General features: G+C 66.4%; 12 protein-coding genes and 1 pseudogene. 7 read left to right on the forward strand and 6 right to left on the reverse strand.

What is annotated here, in order from left to right; translation table 11 throughout:
• Nucleotides 1-206 precede the first annotated feature (206 nt).
• Together ACLF3M_RS29380 and ACLF3M_RS29385 are read right to left on the reverse strand one after the other, a co-directional pair.
• Nucleotides 207-1,244, reverse strand: coding sequence for a hypothetical protein (locus ACLF3M_RS29380; RefSeq protein ID WP_430660566.1), 1,038 nt, complete (start codon nt 1,242-1,244; stop codon nt 207-209).
• Between the two features lie 305 nt (nt 1,245-1,549).
• Nucleotides 1,550-2,968, reverse strand: coding sequence for an OmpP1/FadL family transporter (locus tag ACLF3M_RS29385; protein WP_430660567.1), 1,419 nt, complete (start codon nt 2,966-2,968; stop codon nt 1,550-1,552).
• Nucleotides 2,969-3,156: 188 nt separating this feature from the next.
• Here ACLF3M_RS29385 and ACLF3M_RS29390 point away from each other — a divergent pair, with 188 nt between their 5' ends.
• From ACLF3M_RS29390 to ACLF3M_RS29410, 5 genes and pseudogenes are all read left to right on the forward strand, one after another.
• Nucleotides 3,157-5,046 (forward strand): response regulator, encoded by a 1,890-nt coding sequence (locus tag ACLF3M_RS29390; RefSeq protein ID WP_430660568.1) that lies wholly within the window; start codon nt 3,157-3,159, stop codon nt 5,044-5,046.
• A 34-nt stretch (nt 5,047-5,080) separates the two neighbouring features.
• On the forward strand, nt 5,081-5,425 hold the full coding sequence (locus ACLF3M_RS29395) for an ABC transporter substrate binding protein (RefSeq protein ID WP_430660579.1): 345 nt from the start codon (nt 5,081-5,083) through the stop codon (nt 5,423-5,425).
• A gap of 293 nt (nt 5,426-5,718) precedes the next feature.
• A pseudogene (locus ACLF3M_RS29400) lies at nt 5,719-5,862 on the forward strand (IS5/IS1182 family transposase); the annotation flags it as partial.
• A 173-nt stretch (nt 5,863-6,035) separates the two neighbouring features.
• Nucleotides 6,036-7,154 carry an MFS transporter gene (locus tag ACLF3M_RS29405; RefSeq protein WP_430660569.1) on the forward strand — a complete coding sequence of 373 codons (1,119 nt, stop codon included), beginning with the start codon at nt 6,036-6,038 and terminating at the stop codon, nt 7,152-7,154.
• 273 nt (nt 7,155-7,427) lie between these two features.
• A complete protein-coding gene (locus tag ACLF3M_RS29410; protein ID WP_430660570.1) occupies nt 7,428-8,369 on the forward strand; it encodes a homocysteine S-methyltransferase family protein in 942 nt (313 codons plus the stop codon).
• A gap of 478 nt (nt 8,370-8,847) precedes the next feature.
• Here ACLF3M_RS29410 and ACLF3M_RS29415 read toward each other — a convergent pair whose 3' ends face one another.
• Nucleotides 8,848-9,750, reverse strand: coding sequence for an N-acetyltransferase family protein (locus tag ACLF3M_RS29415; protein ID WP_430660571.1), 903 nt, complete (start codon nt 9,748-9,750; stop codon nt 8,848-8,850).
• 38 nt (nt 9,751-9,788) lie between these two features.
• Nucleotides 9,789-10,847: a class I SAM-dependent methyltransferase gene (locus ACLF3M_RS29420; protein ID WP_430660572.1), complete on the reverse strand. Its 1,059-nt coding sequence runs from the start codon at nt 10,845-10,847 to the stop codon at nt 9,789-9,791.
• Between the two features lie 818 nt (nt 10,848-11,665).
• On the opposite strand from ACLF3M_RS29420, the gene ACLF3M_RS29425 reads away from it, so the two are divergent.
• Entirely contained in the window at nt 11,666-12,916 is a 1,251-nt protein-coding gene (locus ACLF3M_RS29425) for an MFS transporter (RefSeq protein WP_430660573.1), read from the forward strand.
• An 84-nt stretch (nt 12,917-13,000) separates the two neighbouring features.
• Here the strand turns inward: ACLF3M_RS29425 and ACLF3M_RS29430 are convergent, their stop codons facing one another.
• Together ACLF3M_RS29430 and ACLF3M_RS29435 are read right to left on the reverse strand one after the other, a co-directional pair.
• Nucleotides 13,001-13,972: a Bug family tripartite tricarboxylate transporter substrate binding protein gene (locus ACLF3M_RS29430; protein WP_430660574.1), complete on the reverse strand. Its 972-nt coding sequence runs from the start codon at nt 13,970-13,972 to the stop codon at nt 13,001-13,003.
• A 28-nt stretch (nt 13,973-14,000) separates the two neighbouring features.
• Nucleotides 14,001-14,171: a hypothetical protein gene (locus ACLF3M_RS29435; protein WP_430660575.1), complete on the reverse strand. Its 171-nt coding sequence runs from the start codon at nt 14,169-14,171 to the stop codon at nt 14,001-14,003.
• Between the two features lie 234 nt (nt 14,172-14,405).
• On the opposite strand from ACLF3M_RS29435, the gene ACLF3M_RS29440 reads away from it, so the two are divergent.
• Nucleotides 14,406-14,666: a hypothetical protein gene (locus ACLF3M_RS29440; protein WP_430660576.1), complete on the forward strand. Its 261-nt coding sequence runs from the start codon at nt 14,406-14,408 to the stop codon at nt 14,664-14,666.
• Nucleotides 14,667-15,124 lie beyond the last annotated feature (458 nt).

Raw genomic sequence — 15,124 nt, forward strand, 5'->3', positions numbered from 1 at the left:
CGATTCAATATGAACGACTTAAGCTTGAGGGTAAAATCGGCCAACTGGGCTTCAGCGCGATGCGCCGTCGAGGAGAGACGGGTTGTGAGAAGACCGACTGGAGCAGCGATGGGAACCCAGGAATGAAAGTCTCTGGCCAGCCGACTACGGGCCGAGACGCCTGTTGCACAAGTGATCGCTAAGCAGCTTTGGTCGACATCACGCCCTCACGCCTTTCCCGCCGCCCATAGCAGCAGCCAGCCGTTTACGAGCAGGAACAGCGTGGCCGCCGCCAAGCATCCCCACCGGTCCAAACGGGCGAGCCTGGACGTGCCTTCCGGTGCCACCTCCAGTCGCATTCGCACGACCACCGTGACCGCTGTCACCGCCACCACGTAGGCAAGGCCGACCGCGTGCAACTTGTCGATCAGCGTCGCTGCATGCTCGCTGCCGAGCGTTGCGCTGGCGCTTCGCATGCTGACGACCAGAGCGAAGAGGGAGATGCCAAGTAGGGTGATCCGGGGCGCGAAGGTCGTCGACGTTACCACCATCAAGTTGCCGATGACGCAAATTAGGAATGCCGCGTAAAGCGTGGCGGTGAGCTTAAGGAAGCCTGTGAAATCTGCTCGCTCGAGTTCAATGACGGCCCGCAGCCGGGCGAAGCGGCTCGTTGGCTCAGGCGAGGCGGGGTCGCCAAAGCTTGTCGCATAGTGCGCGCTGGCGACCTCTAGGCGCATCCCCGCGACGCGCCAGCCCTGGATGGGCACGTAGAGGGCGTGGCCCGAATTGGCCGCGTCCGCCTCGTAGGCAACGACATTCTCCTCTTGAGCGCCTTCCTCCAGCCAGATCTCCAGCGAGTGGCGGTCGAATGGGAAGTTACGCAAATCCCAAGCGTGACGGAACGTGCCAACCACGCTCCGCTGGCTCCAGCTGACGCCTTCTCGTAGCGCGACGGTTTCCAGTTTGACCGTAGTCCGGTCAGCATTCGCGAATTCCATCGTGCGGAGAGCCGGCTCCCCGACGGGGTCAACGCTCCATACCCAAAGCGTAGCGCCGAACGTGCCGCGGCTCGGGTCCAGGCTGTGGAGGTCTGTGACGTAAAGCCCAATCCTGTGGCGTATCGGTGAGCCAGTTCGGGTCGCAACCTGAGCTTTTGCAGCGGCGCTGAGCTCCAGTGCGAGCGCCAGGACGACCCCGGCAATCAGCATGAGGCACAGGCGGGCACCATGCGAGCGGAGCAGTTTCAGCCCTCCGAGCTTCGTCATCCAAAGCTGCCGTCGCGCTTGGCCGAGCGTCCAAAGAAGACAATCAACATCGATGGGTGAGCTATAAGCGGTGCCTGGGCTCCCACGGCAAGCGTCATCGTCTGACGTAGCTGATTGTCGAACACGCGATCCGTCAACAGCATTGGGTGAACTTTCCGCGGTGTCAGATTCCGCGCCGTCCAGGTGTTTACTTCCGGCACTCGCTGGAGGAAGTGCGCCCGGATTCGAACCGTCGCTGAGACGGGGCCCAGCGCATCAGCAATGGCAGAATCCCGAGTTGAGCGAAGCGTTTATGCCTGGCCACATCAGAAGGCGACTCGAATTTCCAAACTGATGATATCCACGTGAGAGCGGTACTCGAGATTCAGCTCCCCGCGCAGGAAGGTCGTGCTTTGCGGGCCCTGGTCACGCAGGCGGACCGGAGCGCCGCTTCCGACGACGTGGCTGTACGCAGCCGCCAGTTCGACCCCAGCTCCGATCGAAAGGCTCGCGCCGATCGAAAACCAGGACCGGTCACTGTCTGGTATGCGCGGTGTCCGCGTCGCTTCCGGCACTGGCGATTGGTCAAAGGCGACGCCGCCGCGCAGCGTAAGGGCATCAGTTGCGCGGTACTCCGCGCCAAGGGCAACGAACCACGCATCGCGCCAGCGCTGCTCCGTCACAATGTCGGAGCGTCCATCCGTTTGCACGCGCAGTTCTCCGAAGCGCGACCAGTTGGTCCACGCGGCCTCGGCAAGCAGGGTCCAGCGCGCACCCAGTGCCTGCGCCATGCCCACTGATGCCACCTCGGGCGTGGCGAAAGAGGCGCGTGCCGATGCGTCCTGGAAGGCTGCGGCCAGTGGTGCTGGCACTCCTTCGAACCGCGTGTCTCCGCGAAGCTCGTGGAAGACAGCCGATCGGAATGCTACGCCCAATCGTGTACCCTGGGCTGGCTCCCACAGCAGCCCGAGCTGGTAGCCGAAAGCCCAGTCCGTCCCTTCCACAACCCCGCGTCCGTCCGCGGCCCCGGGGCGGAGCCCTGTTCCGCCGAGGCCGGCAGCGGCGCCGACAGATCCGAAATCCACCGCATTCGACAGCCGCGCCGTCGCTTGCTGGATCTGCAGGCTCGCCCCGAGTGCCAGCGTCGGGTGTGGTCGCCACGCGATCGCCGGAGCGACGTTCAAGGTGGCCAGCTCTGACGTCAAGGCGTGGTAGCGTCCGACGAAGTCGATGTCGTACTTCGTCACCAGACCCCATGGGCTGGTCGCCGCGATACCAAAAGTGAGGTCGCTCCCGATCTGTGCCGTGCCGTAGAGTGCTAACACTCCCGCATCGCCAACCGCTTCGCTGCCGACAGTCCCGGTGATTGGGCTCGCTCCGAACGCAGGGCCCAAGAAAGCATCGCCGCCCCGCGTCGCAACTCTCGGCATGAGGAGGCTGGTTGAGACGGCAGCTTGTCTCCCCGTCAGGAGCGCAATAGCTGCGGGGTTGAAAGAGAGCGCGGACGGGCTGCCGGCCTGCGCGGTTGCGCCCGCAAAGGACGCACCCTGAGCAACTGCACTCTGCTCGCGCAAGGCATAGCCGGATGCGAGGGCCTCTGCGCTGGCACTCGCCGCCAGAATGGCGATCAGTACACCGCGACAGTAAGTCAGCGTCACTGAGCAATTCGAGGGAAGTGCTTTGGCCAATGCGCCCTGCTCGCCCGGGTTGTATACTGCGACGCCACCGTAGAGCAGCTCGGGCACCGCGCAGGTGAGCGGCGACCGGAGCGCGAAGTTTTGAGGTCGTTGATGCCGTCTCGAATTGGTTCGAGCAGTATGCGGGTCCGCGCTAGCCTTGCGACCCGGCGCGCTGACCTGCGGCGCTGCATTGGCGCTCCGCGACTAGGCGACGATCGCTTGGTGAGCGCACGCTCGCAGTTTCGGCTCATCTGATGGCAACACCCGAGGAGATCCGGGCCGAGCGGGTGGAGGCGGCGTTTCGGCAAACTCCGCTCGCGGTCGGCGTCAATCTCCTGAACGCGGCGCTGATGGCGGTCGCACTCGCCTTCTCCACCAACGAGCAAATGGCACTTCCTTGGCTCGCCGGCGCGGTTGCCGTGGCGGTACTGCGCCTAGCAATCTGGCGTGCAAGACGCGGCCGTAGCAACGCGGTGCCGAACGCGCACTGGGGAACCGTAAGTGCATGCAGCGCTGCCGCGGCAGGCGTGTTCTGGGGCAGCGGCGCCGCATGGCTCTGGCCTCAATCGGAGCCGCTGCAACTCTTCTGGATTTTCGTGGTCGGCGGCATGTGCACCGGTGCCGCAGCGCTTCACCACGCGCACCTTCCGACGGCGCTCGCCTTCATCCTTCCGGCAGGATTGCCGATCGCCCTTAGCCTAGCCGGTCAGGGGACAGAGCGTGGTCTCGCTAGTGCAGCCATGGCCGCGGTCTATCTGGCCGCGCTGACTGTCAGCGCAGTCCGCGCCAGCGCCTATTTCGGCGACAACCTCGGGCTGCGACTGGACCTTACCCGCCGCACGCGCGAACTGGACGCAGTGAATGCCGAGTTGCTGGCGGAGGTGGCCGAGCATCGCGCGACCGCGGCAAGTCTTCGCCACGCGCAGAAGATGGAGGCGGTCGGCCAACTGGCTGGCGGCGTTGCACATGACTTCAATAACATCCTCCAGGCTGTTTCAGGCGGTGCGGCACTGATCCGCCGCCACTCGCGCGATCCGCGGGTAGAGCACCTGGCCAGCCTGGTCGCGAACGCGGCGCGGCGCGGAGAGGCCGTAGCGCGACGCCTACTCGCCTTTTCGCGTCGCGGCGAGCTGCGTGCTGAAGCGGTCGACCCGTCCGAGTTGCTCGCCGGCCTGCGGGAGGTGCTCGCGGCTACTCTGGGGCCAAGCATTCAAGTGATTGTCGATGCGCCCCGCGACGTGCCTCTCGTGCTGGCCGACCGGGGGCAGCTCGAGACCGTCCTGCTCAACCTGTCCACCAACGCTCGCGACGCCATGCCTGGCGGCGGCACGCTCACGCTGGCGATCGAGACGGAGCCGCCGGACGATACCGAGCGCCTTGCCACGGGCCCGGCGCTAGCCGCGGCTCACGTTCGTATTGTGGTGCTGGACACCGGCACTGGAATGGACGCGGAGACGCTCGCGCATGCAACCGAACCATTCTTTACCACCAAAGCACAGGGCCGTGGCACAGGACTTGGGCTGGCCATGGCGCGGGACTTCGCAGAGGGGTCGGGCGGGGCGCTCGCGATCGAGAGCGCGCCGGGCCATGGCACACGAGTTGCGCTCTCGCTGCCAGTAGCACTGCCCGGCCCGCGGCAGGACGCGCCACCATATACGCCGAGCGGGCGCCGCGCGCCGCCAGGTACTTCGCCGGCGGTCGCGCCGGACGTGCTCCTCGTGGACGACGAGCCGATCGTGCGCGAGATTTTGGCGCGGCAGTTGCGGGAGGAGGGGTACACTGTCAGCGAGGCACCCGGTGGGGACGCCGCACTTGCGATGCTCGATCGTGGCGCACATGTCGATTTGCTCGTATCGGACCTGGCCATGCCCGAGCTGGACGGTATCGCGGTGATCCGCGAGGCACGGCAGCGGCGGCGGGGCCTGCCGGCCATCCTGCTCACTGGTTTTGCGGGCGACACCTCGATGTCAGTCGCCAGCGGCGCCCTAGGCGCGGGTGCTTTCGCCCTAATCCGTAAACCAGTCAGCGGCGCCGAACTTGCCGAACAGATGGCCGCGCTCCTGAGCCCACCGGCAAACGACCCGCCGCGCGATGCGCCTGCGCCGCGGATCGGGAAAGCCGCGGATCAGCCTCGCAGCTCCTAATCGCCTTCTTATGCGTCTGCCGAGTATCGCAGCGATGAGGGACGAGCGAGCCGACGCCGTGATCGGCATGGAGGAGCCCTTGCTGTTGACGCACGGCCAGAGAATTGCGGGCGTGGCCGCGGCGGCGCGGCTGCCGACGCTGTTCGTGCGCGACCTCGCCGATAGCGGGCCGCTGCTCGCCTTTGGGACGAGCCTCGTTGCCGCGGCGCGGGCCGCGGCGGGCTTGATCGACCGCGTTATCAAAGGTGCGCGGCCCGGCGACCTGCCCTTCGAGATCGTCAGGTGGCCCGAGCTGGTAGGCAACCTGCGCGTCGCGCGCGCGGTCGACTTGACGATCCCGCCCGAAGTCCTGTCCCGGGCGAATCAGCTCGTCGAGTAAGCCCGGCTGCTCGTGAGGCGGCGTGCAGTGCGGACAGTGACTGTGGTTCAGCAGCAGGGCGAGGCTCCACGCGACGTTCGATGAGCCAGCCGCCGGCCGGGGCTCTGCCGCGCATCGGCTTCCTGACCACCAATAGCTCGACCAGCCCTCCTGTCACGAGGTTCCGAGAGGAACTGCGGTGGCTCGGTCATGTCGAGAACCAGATCCGTCAAATTGAATCGGCGGCTCGCGGCCGGGTGGCGGTGACCGGCCCGCGCACTTCCGGGCGGCGCGCGATAGCCCGCGCGGCTACGCCGGGCGGCTGCGACACGGGCAAGAAGGTTATGGGTCGCAAGCGGCACGCAATGGTGGACACCGATGGTCGCGCTCTGGAGCTACACGCTCACCCCGTTAGCGTGCAGGACCGCGACTGCAACCCGCCGCTGCTCCGCGCCTCCCCGGTGGCGTTGGGACGGCACGGCTGTCGTAACTGCACTCGACGCTCTGCGCTGACGCCCTTGTGCAGCGCTGGGCAGCAAGCCGGCTTTAGCATTGCCCTTGCTTCAGGGGGGTGACAGCAATGCAACCGAGATGGCGCGCACTTCTGGTGCTGGCTGGTGCCCGCACCAGCATGGGCTTCCAGTTCCAGTCCCTCGGATCCGTTGCGCCAGAGCTGATGGCTGATCTTGGCATCCAATACGCCGAACTCGGCACACTGATCGGCTTGTACTTCACGCCTGGGCTGGCGATCGCGTTGCCAGGAGCAGCACTCGGGCGGCGGTTCGGCGATGCTCGCATGGTGACCGTCGGCCTCGTCCTGATGGCCGCGGGAGGCGCGGTCGCCGCATTGGCCCCGAATGCGGGGTGGCTGGTCGCGGGGCGACTGGCCTCAGGCACCGGCGGTGTGCTGCTCAATGTACTGATGGCGAAGATGGTTGCGGACTGGTTTGCCGGCGAGCGTGAGATCACGCTCGCGATGGCGGTGTTCATCAACTCCTTCCCCGTAGGCGTTGGGCTGGCCGTCCTGGTGTTGGCACCATTGGCGGCTGCCGCTGGCTGGTCGGCTGGGCTCGCCGTGACGGCGGGCTTTGCGCTGGCGGCTTTGCTGCTGCTGCGCGTCGGCTATGCGCCGCATCCGAACGATGGCGCCGGCGCGACGGCTTCAGCACCCTGGCGCTTGCCGGCGCACGAGGCGGCGCTGGTCTCGCTGGCCGGGGTGATGTGGGGGATCCAGAACGGCGCATTTGCGGTCATGTTCGGTTTCGCGCCGGCATTCCTTGCAGAGGCAGGTGCTTCGCCGGCCGCGGCGGGACTTTGGATTGGCGGAGCGAGTTGGGTGGCAGTGGCCGCCGGCATCGTTGCGGGAGCTCTCGTGCAGCGTGGCCTGCGGTCCTCGGTAGCTATGGCAATGGGCGTGCTGGGCTGGGCCAGCGGCCTGCTGGCTCTGGCCATGGGCGCGCCTGCAGGCCCGGCCTTGGTCGCCGCGGGGGTCGCGATGGGCATGCCGACCGGGGTGATCATGTCGCTGCCCGCGCAGGCCCTCTCGCCGGCGAACCGCGCCCTCGGCATGGGGCTGTTCTATGTGTGGCTCTACATCGGCCATGGCGGCCTGCCGCCCCTCGGCGGCTGGCTGCGCGACAGGACCGGCGGGCCCGCGGCGCCGCTGCTGCTCTGCGCGGCGCTCATCGTGGCTATGTTGCCGATGTTCGGTCTGTTCCGCGCGTGGCAAGCACGGTGGAACAGGCCTTAATGCGGGACGGATCGTAGCCGGCGTGCGACGCCTTCGTCAGCACCGGGCATCCTCGTCGCGGCACTTGGGATGTTGGCCTCGCACTTCGGGCCGAGGCCGCACCAGCGTGCCACATCGGGCCGGACTGGACCGGCTCACCTGGCCCAAATCGGACCGGCGCGTTCCTTCACTGGACGCGAGTTTTCGCCGCATTTACTTTGCAGTGCGGCGGCGCTTGTCGCGGGTGTACGATGAGATCGGCGTTCCACCCGCACCGACCGGGAGGCTCGATCCATGCACCACCGGCATGCCCTGCCCCAGCTGTCTGGGCGCTTATTGGTCACTGACGGCGGGCTGGAGACGACACTGATCTTCCATCACGGTTTCGACCTCCCGCACTTCGCCGCCTTTCCGCTGCTCGACAGCGCTGACGGGCGTGTCGCGCTGCGGCGCTACTACGACAGCTATGGCGCCGCAGCCCGGCGCAGCGGTGCGGGCTGCATCCTGGACACACCGACGTTCCGTGCCAGCCCGGACTGGGCGGCGAAGGTCGGGTATGACGCGGAGGGGCTGCGGCGCATTATCCGCGACAGCGTGAGCCTGCTGCGCGGGGTCCGCGACGCGTGGGAGACATCGGATCTGCAGGTCGTCATCAACGGCGCTATCGGCCCGCGGGGCGATGGCTATTCGGCGGTCGATGTGATGGACGCAGATATCGCTGAGGCCTTCCATGCTCCGCAGGTCCGGGCCTATGCCGAAGCGGGCACCGATCTGGTCATGGCGCAGACCATGACGCACGCGGGCGAGGCGATCGGCATCGCGCGGGCCGCGGCGAAGGCCGGGATGCCAGCGGTCATCAGCTTCACGGTGGAGACGGATGGCCGTCTTCCGGACGGAAGCTCGCTCCGCGAAGCGATCGGCGCGACGGAGGCGGCGACCAGTTCATCGCCCGTGCATTACCTGGTCAACTGTGCCCACCCGACCCACCTCGCGCCCGCGCTTGCTGAGGGCGGGGAGTGGATCCGGCGCCTTGGCGGCGTTCGCGCCAACCCGTCTCCAAAGAGCCATGCCGAACTGAACGAGTCCACGACGCTCGAGGACGGTGACCCCGACGAGCTCGCAGCACTGCTCGCCGACATGCGCCGGCGCCATCGCCACTTTACCGTGATGGGCGGCTGCTGCGGCTCCGACCATCGCCACGCGGAGAAGATCGGCTTGGCGTGCCGACTGGTGTGAGGCGCACTCTCGGCGCAGTCGACCTTGAGCATGCCGGTTGATCCCGACGTGCACGCCGGTCGACGCCGATCGCGACGAGCGGCACTAAGCTCGCAGGCCCATGGCTTGACTGCGCCTTTACAATCCATCCCGTGGCGGTCGTGCATCGCTGATGTTAGGTCTAGGGAACGTCGAGATGGTGAAGCTCGATGCGGCGGTCGCTCCCGACCCACGTAGCCGGTCCGTCCGCAGCGTGGCTCGCGCGCCCATCGGTCCTTTCTGGGATCGGCGTATCCCGAGGCGGAAGCGCGCAACTGTTCTCGCCCTGGCAGTAGGCGAAGGCCGGCGAGGGCCGGATGCGATTGCGGTCCGGGGCGTAGACGTAAGTGACCGCTGGCGGACCAGTGCCGCCAGAGGCGCGGGTTAGCGCCGCCGCGTCTTCGCATGCGCCGTGCTCAAGCGCGAAGCGCGCCGGCAGCACCGTCACGCACTCGTCGCTTCACATGAAACCCGGATTGCTCGGCAGGTAGTGCGACCAGTTCCCGAAGGGCCGGGCGGAGAGGAGGACGAAGGGCTCTTCGATCCGGAAACCGAGGCCGAATGCCACGTCCAGCATCCGCTCAGCCCTGCCCGGCACAACCATGGAAACCTGCTTCGGCTGCATCTCCAGCGTGCCACGCACGACTGCCTTCAAGGCCCCGCGCAGGTCGGCGCCAGGCGCGACGGCGAGCGGTCCGATGTGGCCGGCCGCCGAGACGTAGGCGTAGCCCACTGGCCTCCCTGCCTGCTGGATACGCAGCGCGCGAGCTGCAACGCCGCCAAGCAGGAAGGCGTGGTGGGACTCACGGCGGAAACCCAGCACCTCCTCATCAATCCGGCCCAGCCACTCGCGTGAGCCGGGCCAGGGCTCAATCGGCACCGCCTCCAGGCCCGGGGTACCGATCCGCTCAGCCGTTAACGGCACCTGCGCGACCATGCGCAGCAATGGCTCGCGCGGATAGAGCCCGTTCCGAATGTAGAGCGCCTGCGAGACCGTGTTGTACGCCATGGTAATAAGCGTCCGGTTCTCCGCGCCGTTCTCCTCCGCATGGTGCAGTGTCCTGGCCAGCATGGCTTTGCCGAGGCCCTTCGACTGGGTGCCGGGCCGGACGAAGAGCTGCGCGAGAAACCAGAACCTCTGCCGCATCCAGGAGAAGCCGAAGCCCTGCAACGTGCCCTCCGCCTCGGCGACCCACAGGTTGGACGAGGGTTCGCCGAGGGAGAAGGTCTGGAATAGCGGCGGGCCCAGCACGATGCTCGGCGGCAGGCCATGGCGGACGCGCAGGTCATTGTAGGCGTCTTGGACTATCCGCGTGGCTGGTTCGAGGTCCTCGGCCTTGGCGGCACGGTAGGTGATCTGCACGTTCCACCTCGCTTCCAAGCGGACTCGAGAGGGCTGATCTAAAGCCGCGCCTCGAGGACCATGTTGAACGGCGTTTCCGCGACACGGCGGAAGCGTGTGAAGCCGCCGGCCGCAACGACCTGGCGAAGCCGGTATTCTCCGGCCTGGGCGCCAAGGCCGAAGCCAACCTCCTGCGAGAGCGATGCTGGCGTGCAGATCATCGTCGAAGCTGCGTAGTAAACCCGTCCGACCGGATTGAGGTTGTCGCACAGCCGGTCGTGCGCGAAGGGTTCGACGATCATCCAGGTCCCGTCGGGCGTCAGCGACTGCCGTACATGCCCCGCCGCACCGGCAGGATCGCCCATGTCGTGCAGGCAGTCGAAGAACGCCACGAGGTCGTAGGTACCGGGATAGCGCTTGGCTGGCGCAACCTCGAAGCTCGTGTTGCCGGTGACACCAGCATCTGCCGCGGCCTGCTTCGCCCGCGCGATCGAGTCGGAGTGGTAGTCGAAGCCGAAGAACTGCGAGTTCGGGAAAGCCTTGGCCATCACCACGGTCGAGGCGCCATGGCCGCAACCGACATCGGCCACTCGGGCGCCGCGCTGCAGCTTCTCGATTACGCCGTCGAGCGCCGGCAACCATGAGGACACGAGGTTCGCATTGTAGCCCGGGCGGAAGAAGCGCTCGGTGCCACGAAAGAGACAGGCGCTATGATCGTGCCACCCGACGCCACGCCCCGTGCGGAAAGCGTCCGCCACCTTCGGTTCGTCAATCCAAAGGGCAGCGAACACCTCGAAGGCGCCGCCCATGAAAGCGGGGCTGTCCTCATTGGCGAAGATCGTCGCCTGTTCGGGGTTCAGGCTGAAGCGCTCGGCGGCGGCGTCGTAGTCCACGTAGCCGGCCGCCGCTTGAGCGGACAGCCATTCGCGTACATAGCGGTCGTGCGTGCCGGTGCGTGAAGCAAGCTCCGAGGCCGTGACGGGCTTGCCATTTTGCATGGCCTTGAACAGGCCGAGCCGGTCGCCGAGCAACACGAGGGCGCCGGTTGCGATTGAGCCGAGATCCCCGACCATACGGCCGAGCATCGCATTGAGCTTGTCCTGATCGGGTTCTTGCATCGCATCCTCGTTGCGTCGTCGATGATTGGATCAGGCGCGCACAAGCGACCAAGCTGCGTTGGCGCGGTCGTGCGCCTTCGCTAGGGCAGCCGATGCATCAGGAATGTCTGCTTGTAATACCCGTCGTAGATCTCCAGCGTGCGTCGCGTGTACCTGACGACGTGCAACTGCCTCGCAGCTCTGAAGGACGTGCACTCCTGCGGACTGCACCGTTGAAGAAAGCTGATGAGGATAAAAATTCCAATCTCAGAAAGCTCGACGTCGTACGCGCCCGAAACGTTGATGGCGTCGTACGTCCACTCGGCGGCGCCATTGGCACTCAGAAGCAAGACGGCGCCGTTGCTATCCGCCCACAGCCCAGCAAAGAGATAACGCGCCCGCGTAGTCGGTTGATCCGCTGAGGCAGCACCAGCAACAAGCCTAGTGTGCGGGGTGCAGGGTAGCGTGGAGGCATTGCTCAACTTGAACAGTTCTGAGTTGCAGAGGCCGATCATTGGCCAGAGCGAGAGCACAGTGGCTCCTGCTAAGCTCTGAGCAAGCGGCGTTTTGCTTTGAGGCATCTGCGCCTCTCACTGCGGACTAAATAGAACGCAAACTGGAAAATCAAAGAAATGCTAATAGGGAACCGTTCTGGTCGCATTCGCAGATTGCTATTCCTTCGGTTACGCGGGCGCGCAGCCATGAGCAGAACGCGGACTGCTACGACACTTTCGCTGAGCTAACACCGACCGGCTAGAATCACCGCCGGAACGCCTATTCACTTGCACACAGCAATTCGACCGACCTAGGCTTTTGCGTCCCAAGGCGGTCGAACCTCGATGGCGCGGCAGGCCGAGATAAGCGCGATCCGGAGATACGGGCCCAAAGCCTTACCCTGGCGCGCGGCGCTCGCCGCTACGCTGCTGATGCAGATTGTCGCGGTCTTCGCGACGCAGGCTCTCCCGGTCCTCGCACCGCTTGTGACCCGCGGCACCGGTATGGCGCCTGAGGCAATTGGTCGCGTCTATGGCGTGGCTCAGCTCGGCACCATACTGTTTCTGCTATTCGGCATGCCGGTGCTGGCGAGGCTTGGGCCGGTGCGCACCCTGCAGCTCGGCGCAGGGCTGGCTGGGCTTGGCCTCACAGCTGCCGTCTTCGGCTCGCCGTTAGCCGTTTTCGCAGCAGCGCTGCTGATCGGCCTAGGAAATGCGCCGAGTATACCGGCGGGCAGCCGCATTCTTGCAGCAACAGCACCACCCGCCCATCGCACGCTCATCTTCTCCGTCAAACAGGCCGGCGCGCCGCTTGGCGGCATGACTGCCGCCTTGGTTCTGCCATGGCTGGCGGAGAAGGCCAGCTGGCCTGCTGCACTGGCGCTCGTCATCTTTGCATTGTTCGCCGCAACGGTGACCGTTCAACCCATGCAGGCAGCACTCGATGCCGAACGCGATCGAGCCCGCGACATCAGCCCTCGCGCACTCCTGTCACCCGCGAACGTTGCGACGCTGTTCAAGGCACTGACGCTGCATCCTTTGCTCATGCCGCTCGCGGCGCTCTGCTTCGGCTTCGCGGCGGCCACTGGCTGCCTCTGGGCGCTACAGGTCAGCTTCCTTGTCGAGGCGCGCGGCGAGACCCTTGCGCAGGCCGGCTTGGCCGCGGCGGCGATGCAGGCTGGCGGTATAGCCGGCCGCCTAATCCTAGGCTGGCTAGGCGATCGGACCGGTGCCGCCACGCGCAACTTGTTGGTCCAGGCGTTCGTGGCGGCGGGATGTCTCGCGACACTCGTAATCTTGCCGGCGAGTGCGCCTCAGTTTGCCTTCCTACTGGTCTCTGCTCTGGCGGGAGCTACGGCTTCGAGTTGGCAGGGCATCGCGCTGGCTGAATTGGCGCGGGTCACACCGGCGGAGCGCGTCGCCGAGGCAACGGCTGGTGCAAGCATCATCGGCTTTCTCGGCTTTGCCGTCGGGCCTGCGGTGTGCGCCTGGGCAATTAGCGTGCTTCAGGACTGGACGGCGCCGTTGCTCGCTGTTCCGGCGCTGCTAGCTGCCGGCGCCACTCTTCTGGCTCCCCGCCTCCGGAAGGTGGCATAGCAGCGCGACAACGCCGCAGCAGTTCGGCGTCATCTGCTCGCACCGCTCCGATGCGTCGAGGATGATAAGCGTCCGCGATCGCACTTACCCGGCATTCTGCGGTTGAATGCCCGCTGCGCGGGCGGCAGCACCCCACTTCTCAAGCTCGGCCTGCACAAAGCTGCGCGTCTCGTCCGGATTGGAGGTGACGACCTCGGCGCCGAGCTGGCGATGCCGCTCGACGATGTCGGGTCGGCGCACCGCCGCGGTGATCTCGGCGTGCAGGCGGTTCAGCACGGTGGCAGGCAGGTTGGCGGGTCCAATGACCATGCCCCAAGTGGAGGCCTCGAAGCCCGGCAGCGTCTCGGCGAGGGTCGGCACGTCGGGAAGCTGTGGAGCGCGCGCTGCACCAGTCGTGGCCAATGCCTTCAGCGCGCCGGATTGGATATGGGTCAGCGCGGCGGGCACCGTGTCGAACATGATGTCGACCCGGCCCGCGATCAGGTCAGGATGCGCCTGGGTGCTGCCGCGATAAGGGACGTAAGTCATCTCGATGCCCGCGCGCTGCGCGAACAGCACGGGGGCAAGGCGTACTACGCCACCAGTACCGGCGAACGTCACGTGCCCCGACGGCTGCCGTTTCGCATGCTCGACGAGCTCCGCGGGCGTCGACGGAGCAAAGCCACGGGCGGCACAGAGCACCAGCGGTGTGCGGGTCGTCAGGGTGATGAAGCTGAAGTCGCGCATCGTGTCGAAGGGGAGGCGGTAGAACGCGGCGTTAACAGGATGTGCGACCGAGACAAGGCCCAGTGTTTGCCCGTCGGCCGGGGACTTGGCGATCGCGTCCGTACCGATCACGCCGTCGGCGCCAGCGCGATTTTCGACCGGCACCGGTACGCCGAGCGCGCTTGCCATTGGATCGGCAATGAGCCGAGCGGTGATGTCGGAGACGCCACCTGGCGTGTAAGGGACAATGATGCGGATAGGCCGCGTCGGAAAGGTCTGAGCGCCGGCCCGAGACGCGAAACCAAGCGCAGGCGCAACCGCCAGCGCGCTGCGGCGCGTGATCGTCATCATGGCGTCTCCTTCTCCCAGCGTGCGGTCGCTATGTCATGCTGCCCTGCCTGCGAATGTCCAGGGAAGAGAAAAGCGCGCCACGACCGCAGGCGTAGGCCGAACGGATGAGCTTCGCTTGCATTTCGCGCGAGCGCGATGCGAGGCATGAGAGGGCGGCCAGCGCGGTGCTGCCTGCGACGGCGTCCAGCGTCTGCTTCATCCCGTGACTTCGGTTACAGTGCGCCGGCGGCGCTGCGTGCAATTCGCTTGGCTTCATTGGCGCATAGAGCGAAGCGTCGCCCTGCGCCGCCGGTAGCTCGACCGGCGCTGCCCTGACAGGCTCTCGCCTGCAGGGCTCGGGGTGGTAGCGCCCGGCTATCGGGTGCTGAACCGGAGACCCCGACGATGAAGATTACCGACACGCAGACGCAGATCCTGGCCGCCGCGGCGGTCCATGACGCAGGCCTTCCATTTGCTTCCCGCGCATCGCTCGGCGGCGGTGCAAGCGCGCCACGTCGACGCCAGCTTTGCGGAGGTGACCCGCTTCGAGCTTGCAGGGCGCAACGTGATCGCGCTCGGCAACGCAGCCGCGCAAGCCTGCAAGCGGGGCGGCGTCGTGACTGCAGGTTCTATCATGCACCCGAGCGCGCGCGGATTCTCCGTCGAGGCGAAGGCGGCTGTTTTGGCCGATTGCATACGCCACGCTCTGGCCTGAGTGCCATTCGGCCGTCTCAGAGCATGGCGTCGGCTCGGCGGCTATGCCATCAGGCGGAATTCGCGTCGCCGCAGAATGAGATCAGCTGAGACCACGAGCGATCATTGCGGATTCCAATGGGCCTGCGCATGCCTGCGGCCCGTCGGCAGGCTTGGCGGAAGGCGATGGCCACGTCCTGCCCGCTGGCGCTTGAGCGCCGGCAGCCCGATCCCGCTCTGCTGAAACCCCTCGCGCGGGCGTTCCGGTATCAGCGGCTGCTGAACGGAGCGCGATACTGGCGCCCGACATGGTCTCACTAGTCCTCGATGGTGGCAGTCGCGTCGCGCTTCCGGCGCTGTCGAAGCCGCTTCACTTGATTTGGGCACATGAGCGGGAGCATCTGTCGTCTGGCAAGCCGCCCTGACGCGCCGAAGAGGAGGTCCAGATCGCGGGGTCACGTCCGATCCTACCGCTTCGGG

The sequence above is a fragment of the Falsiroseomonas sp. HW251 genome (assembly GCF_050563545.1).
GTDB lineage: Bacteria > Pseudomonadota > Alphaproteobacteria > Acetobacterales > Acetobacteraceae > Falsiroseomonas.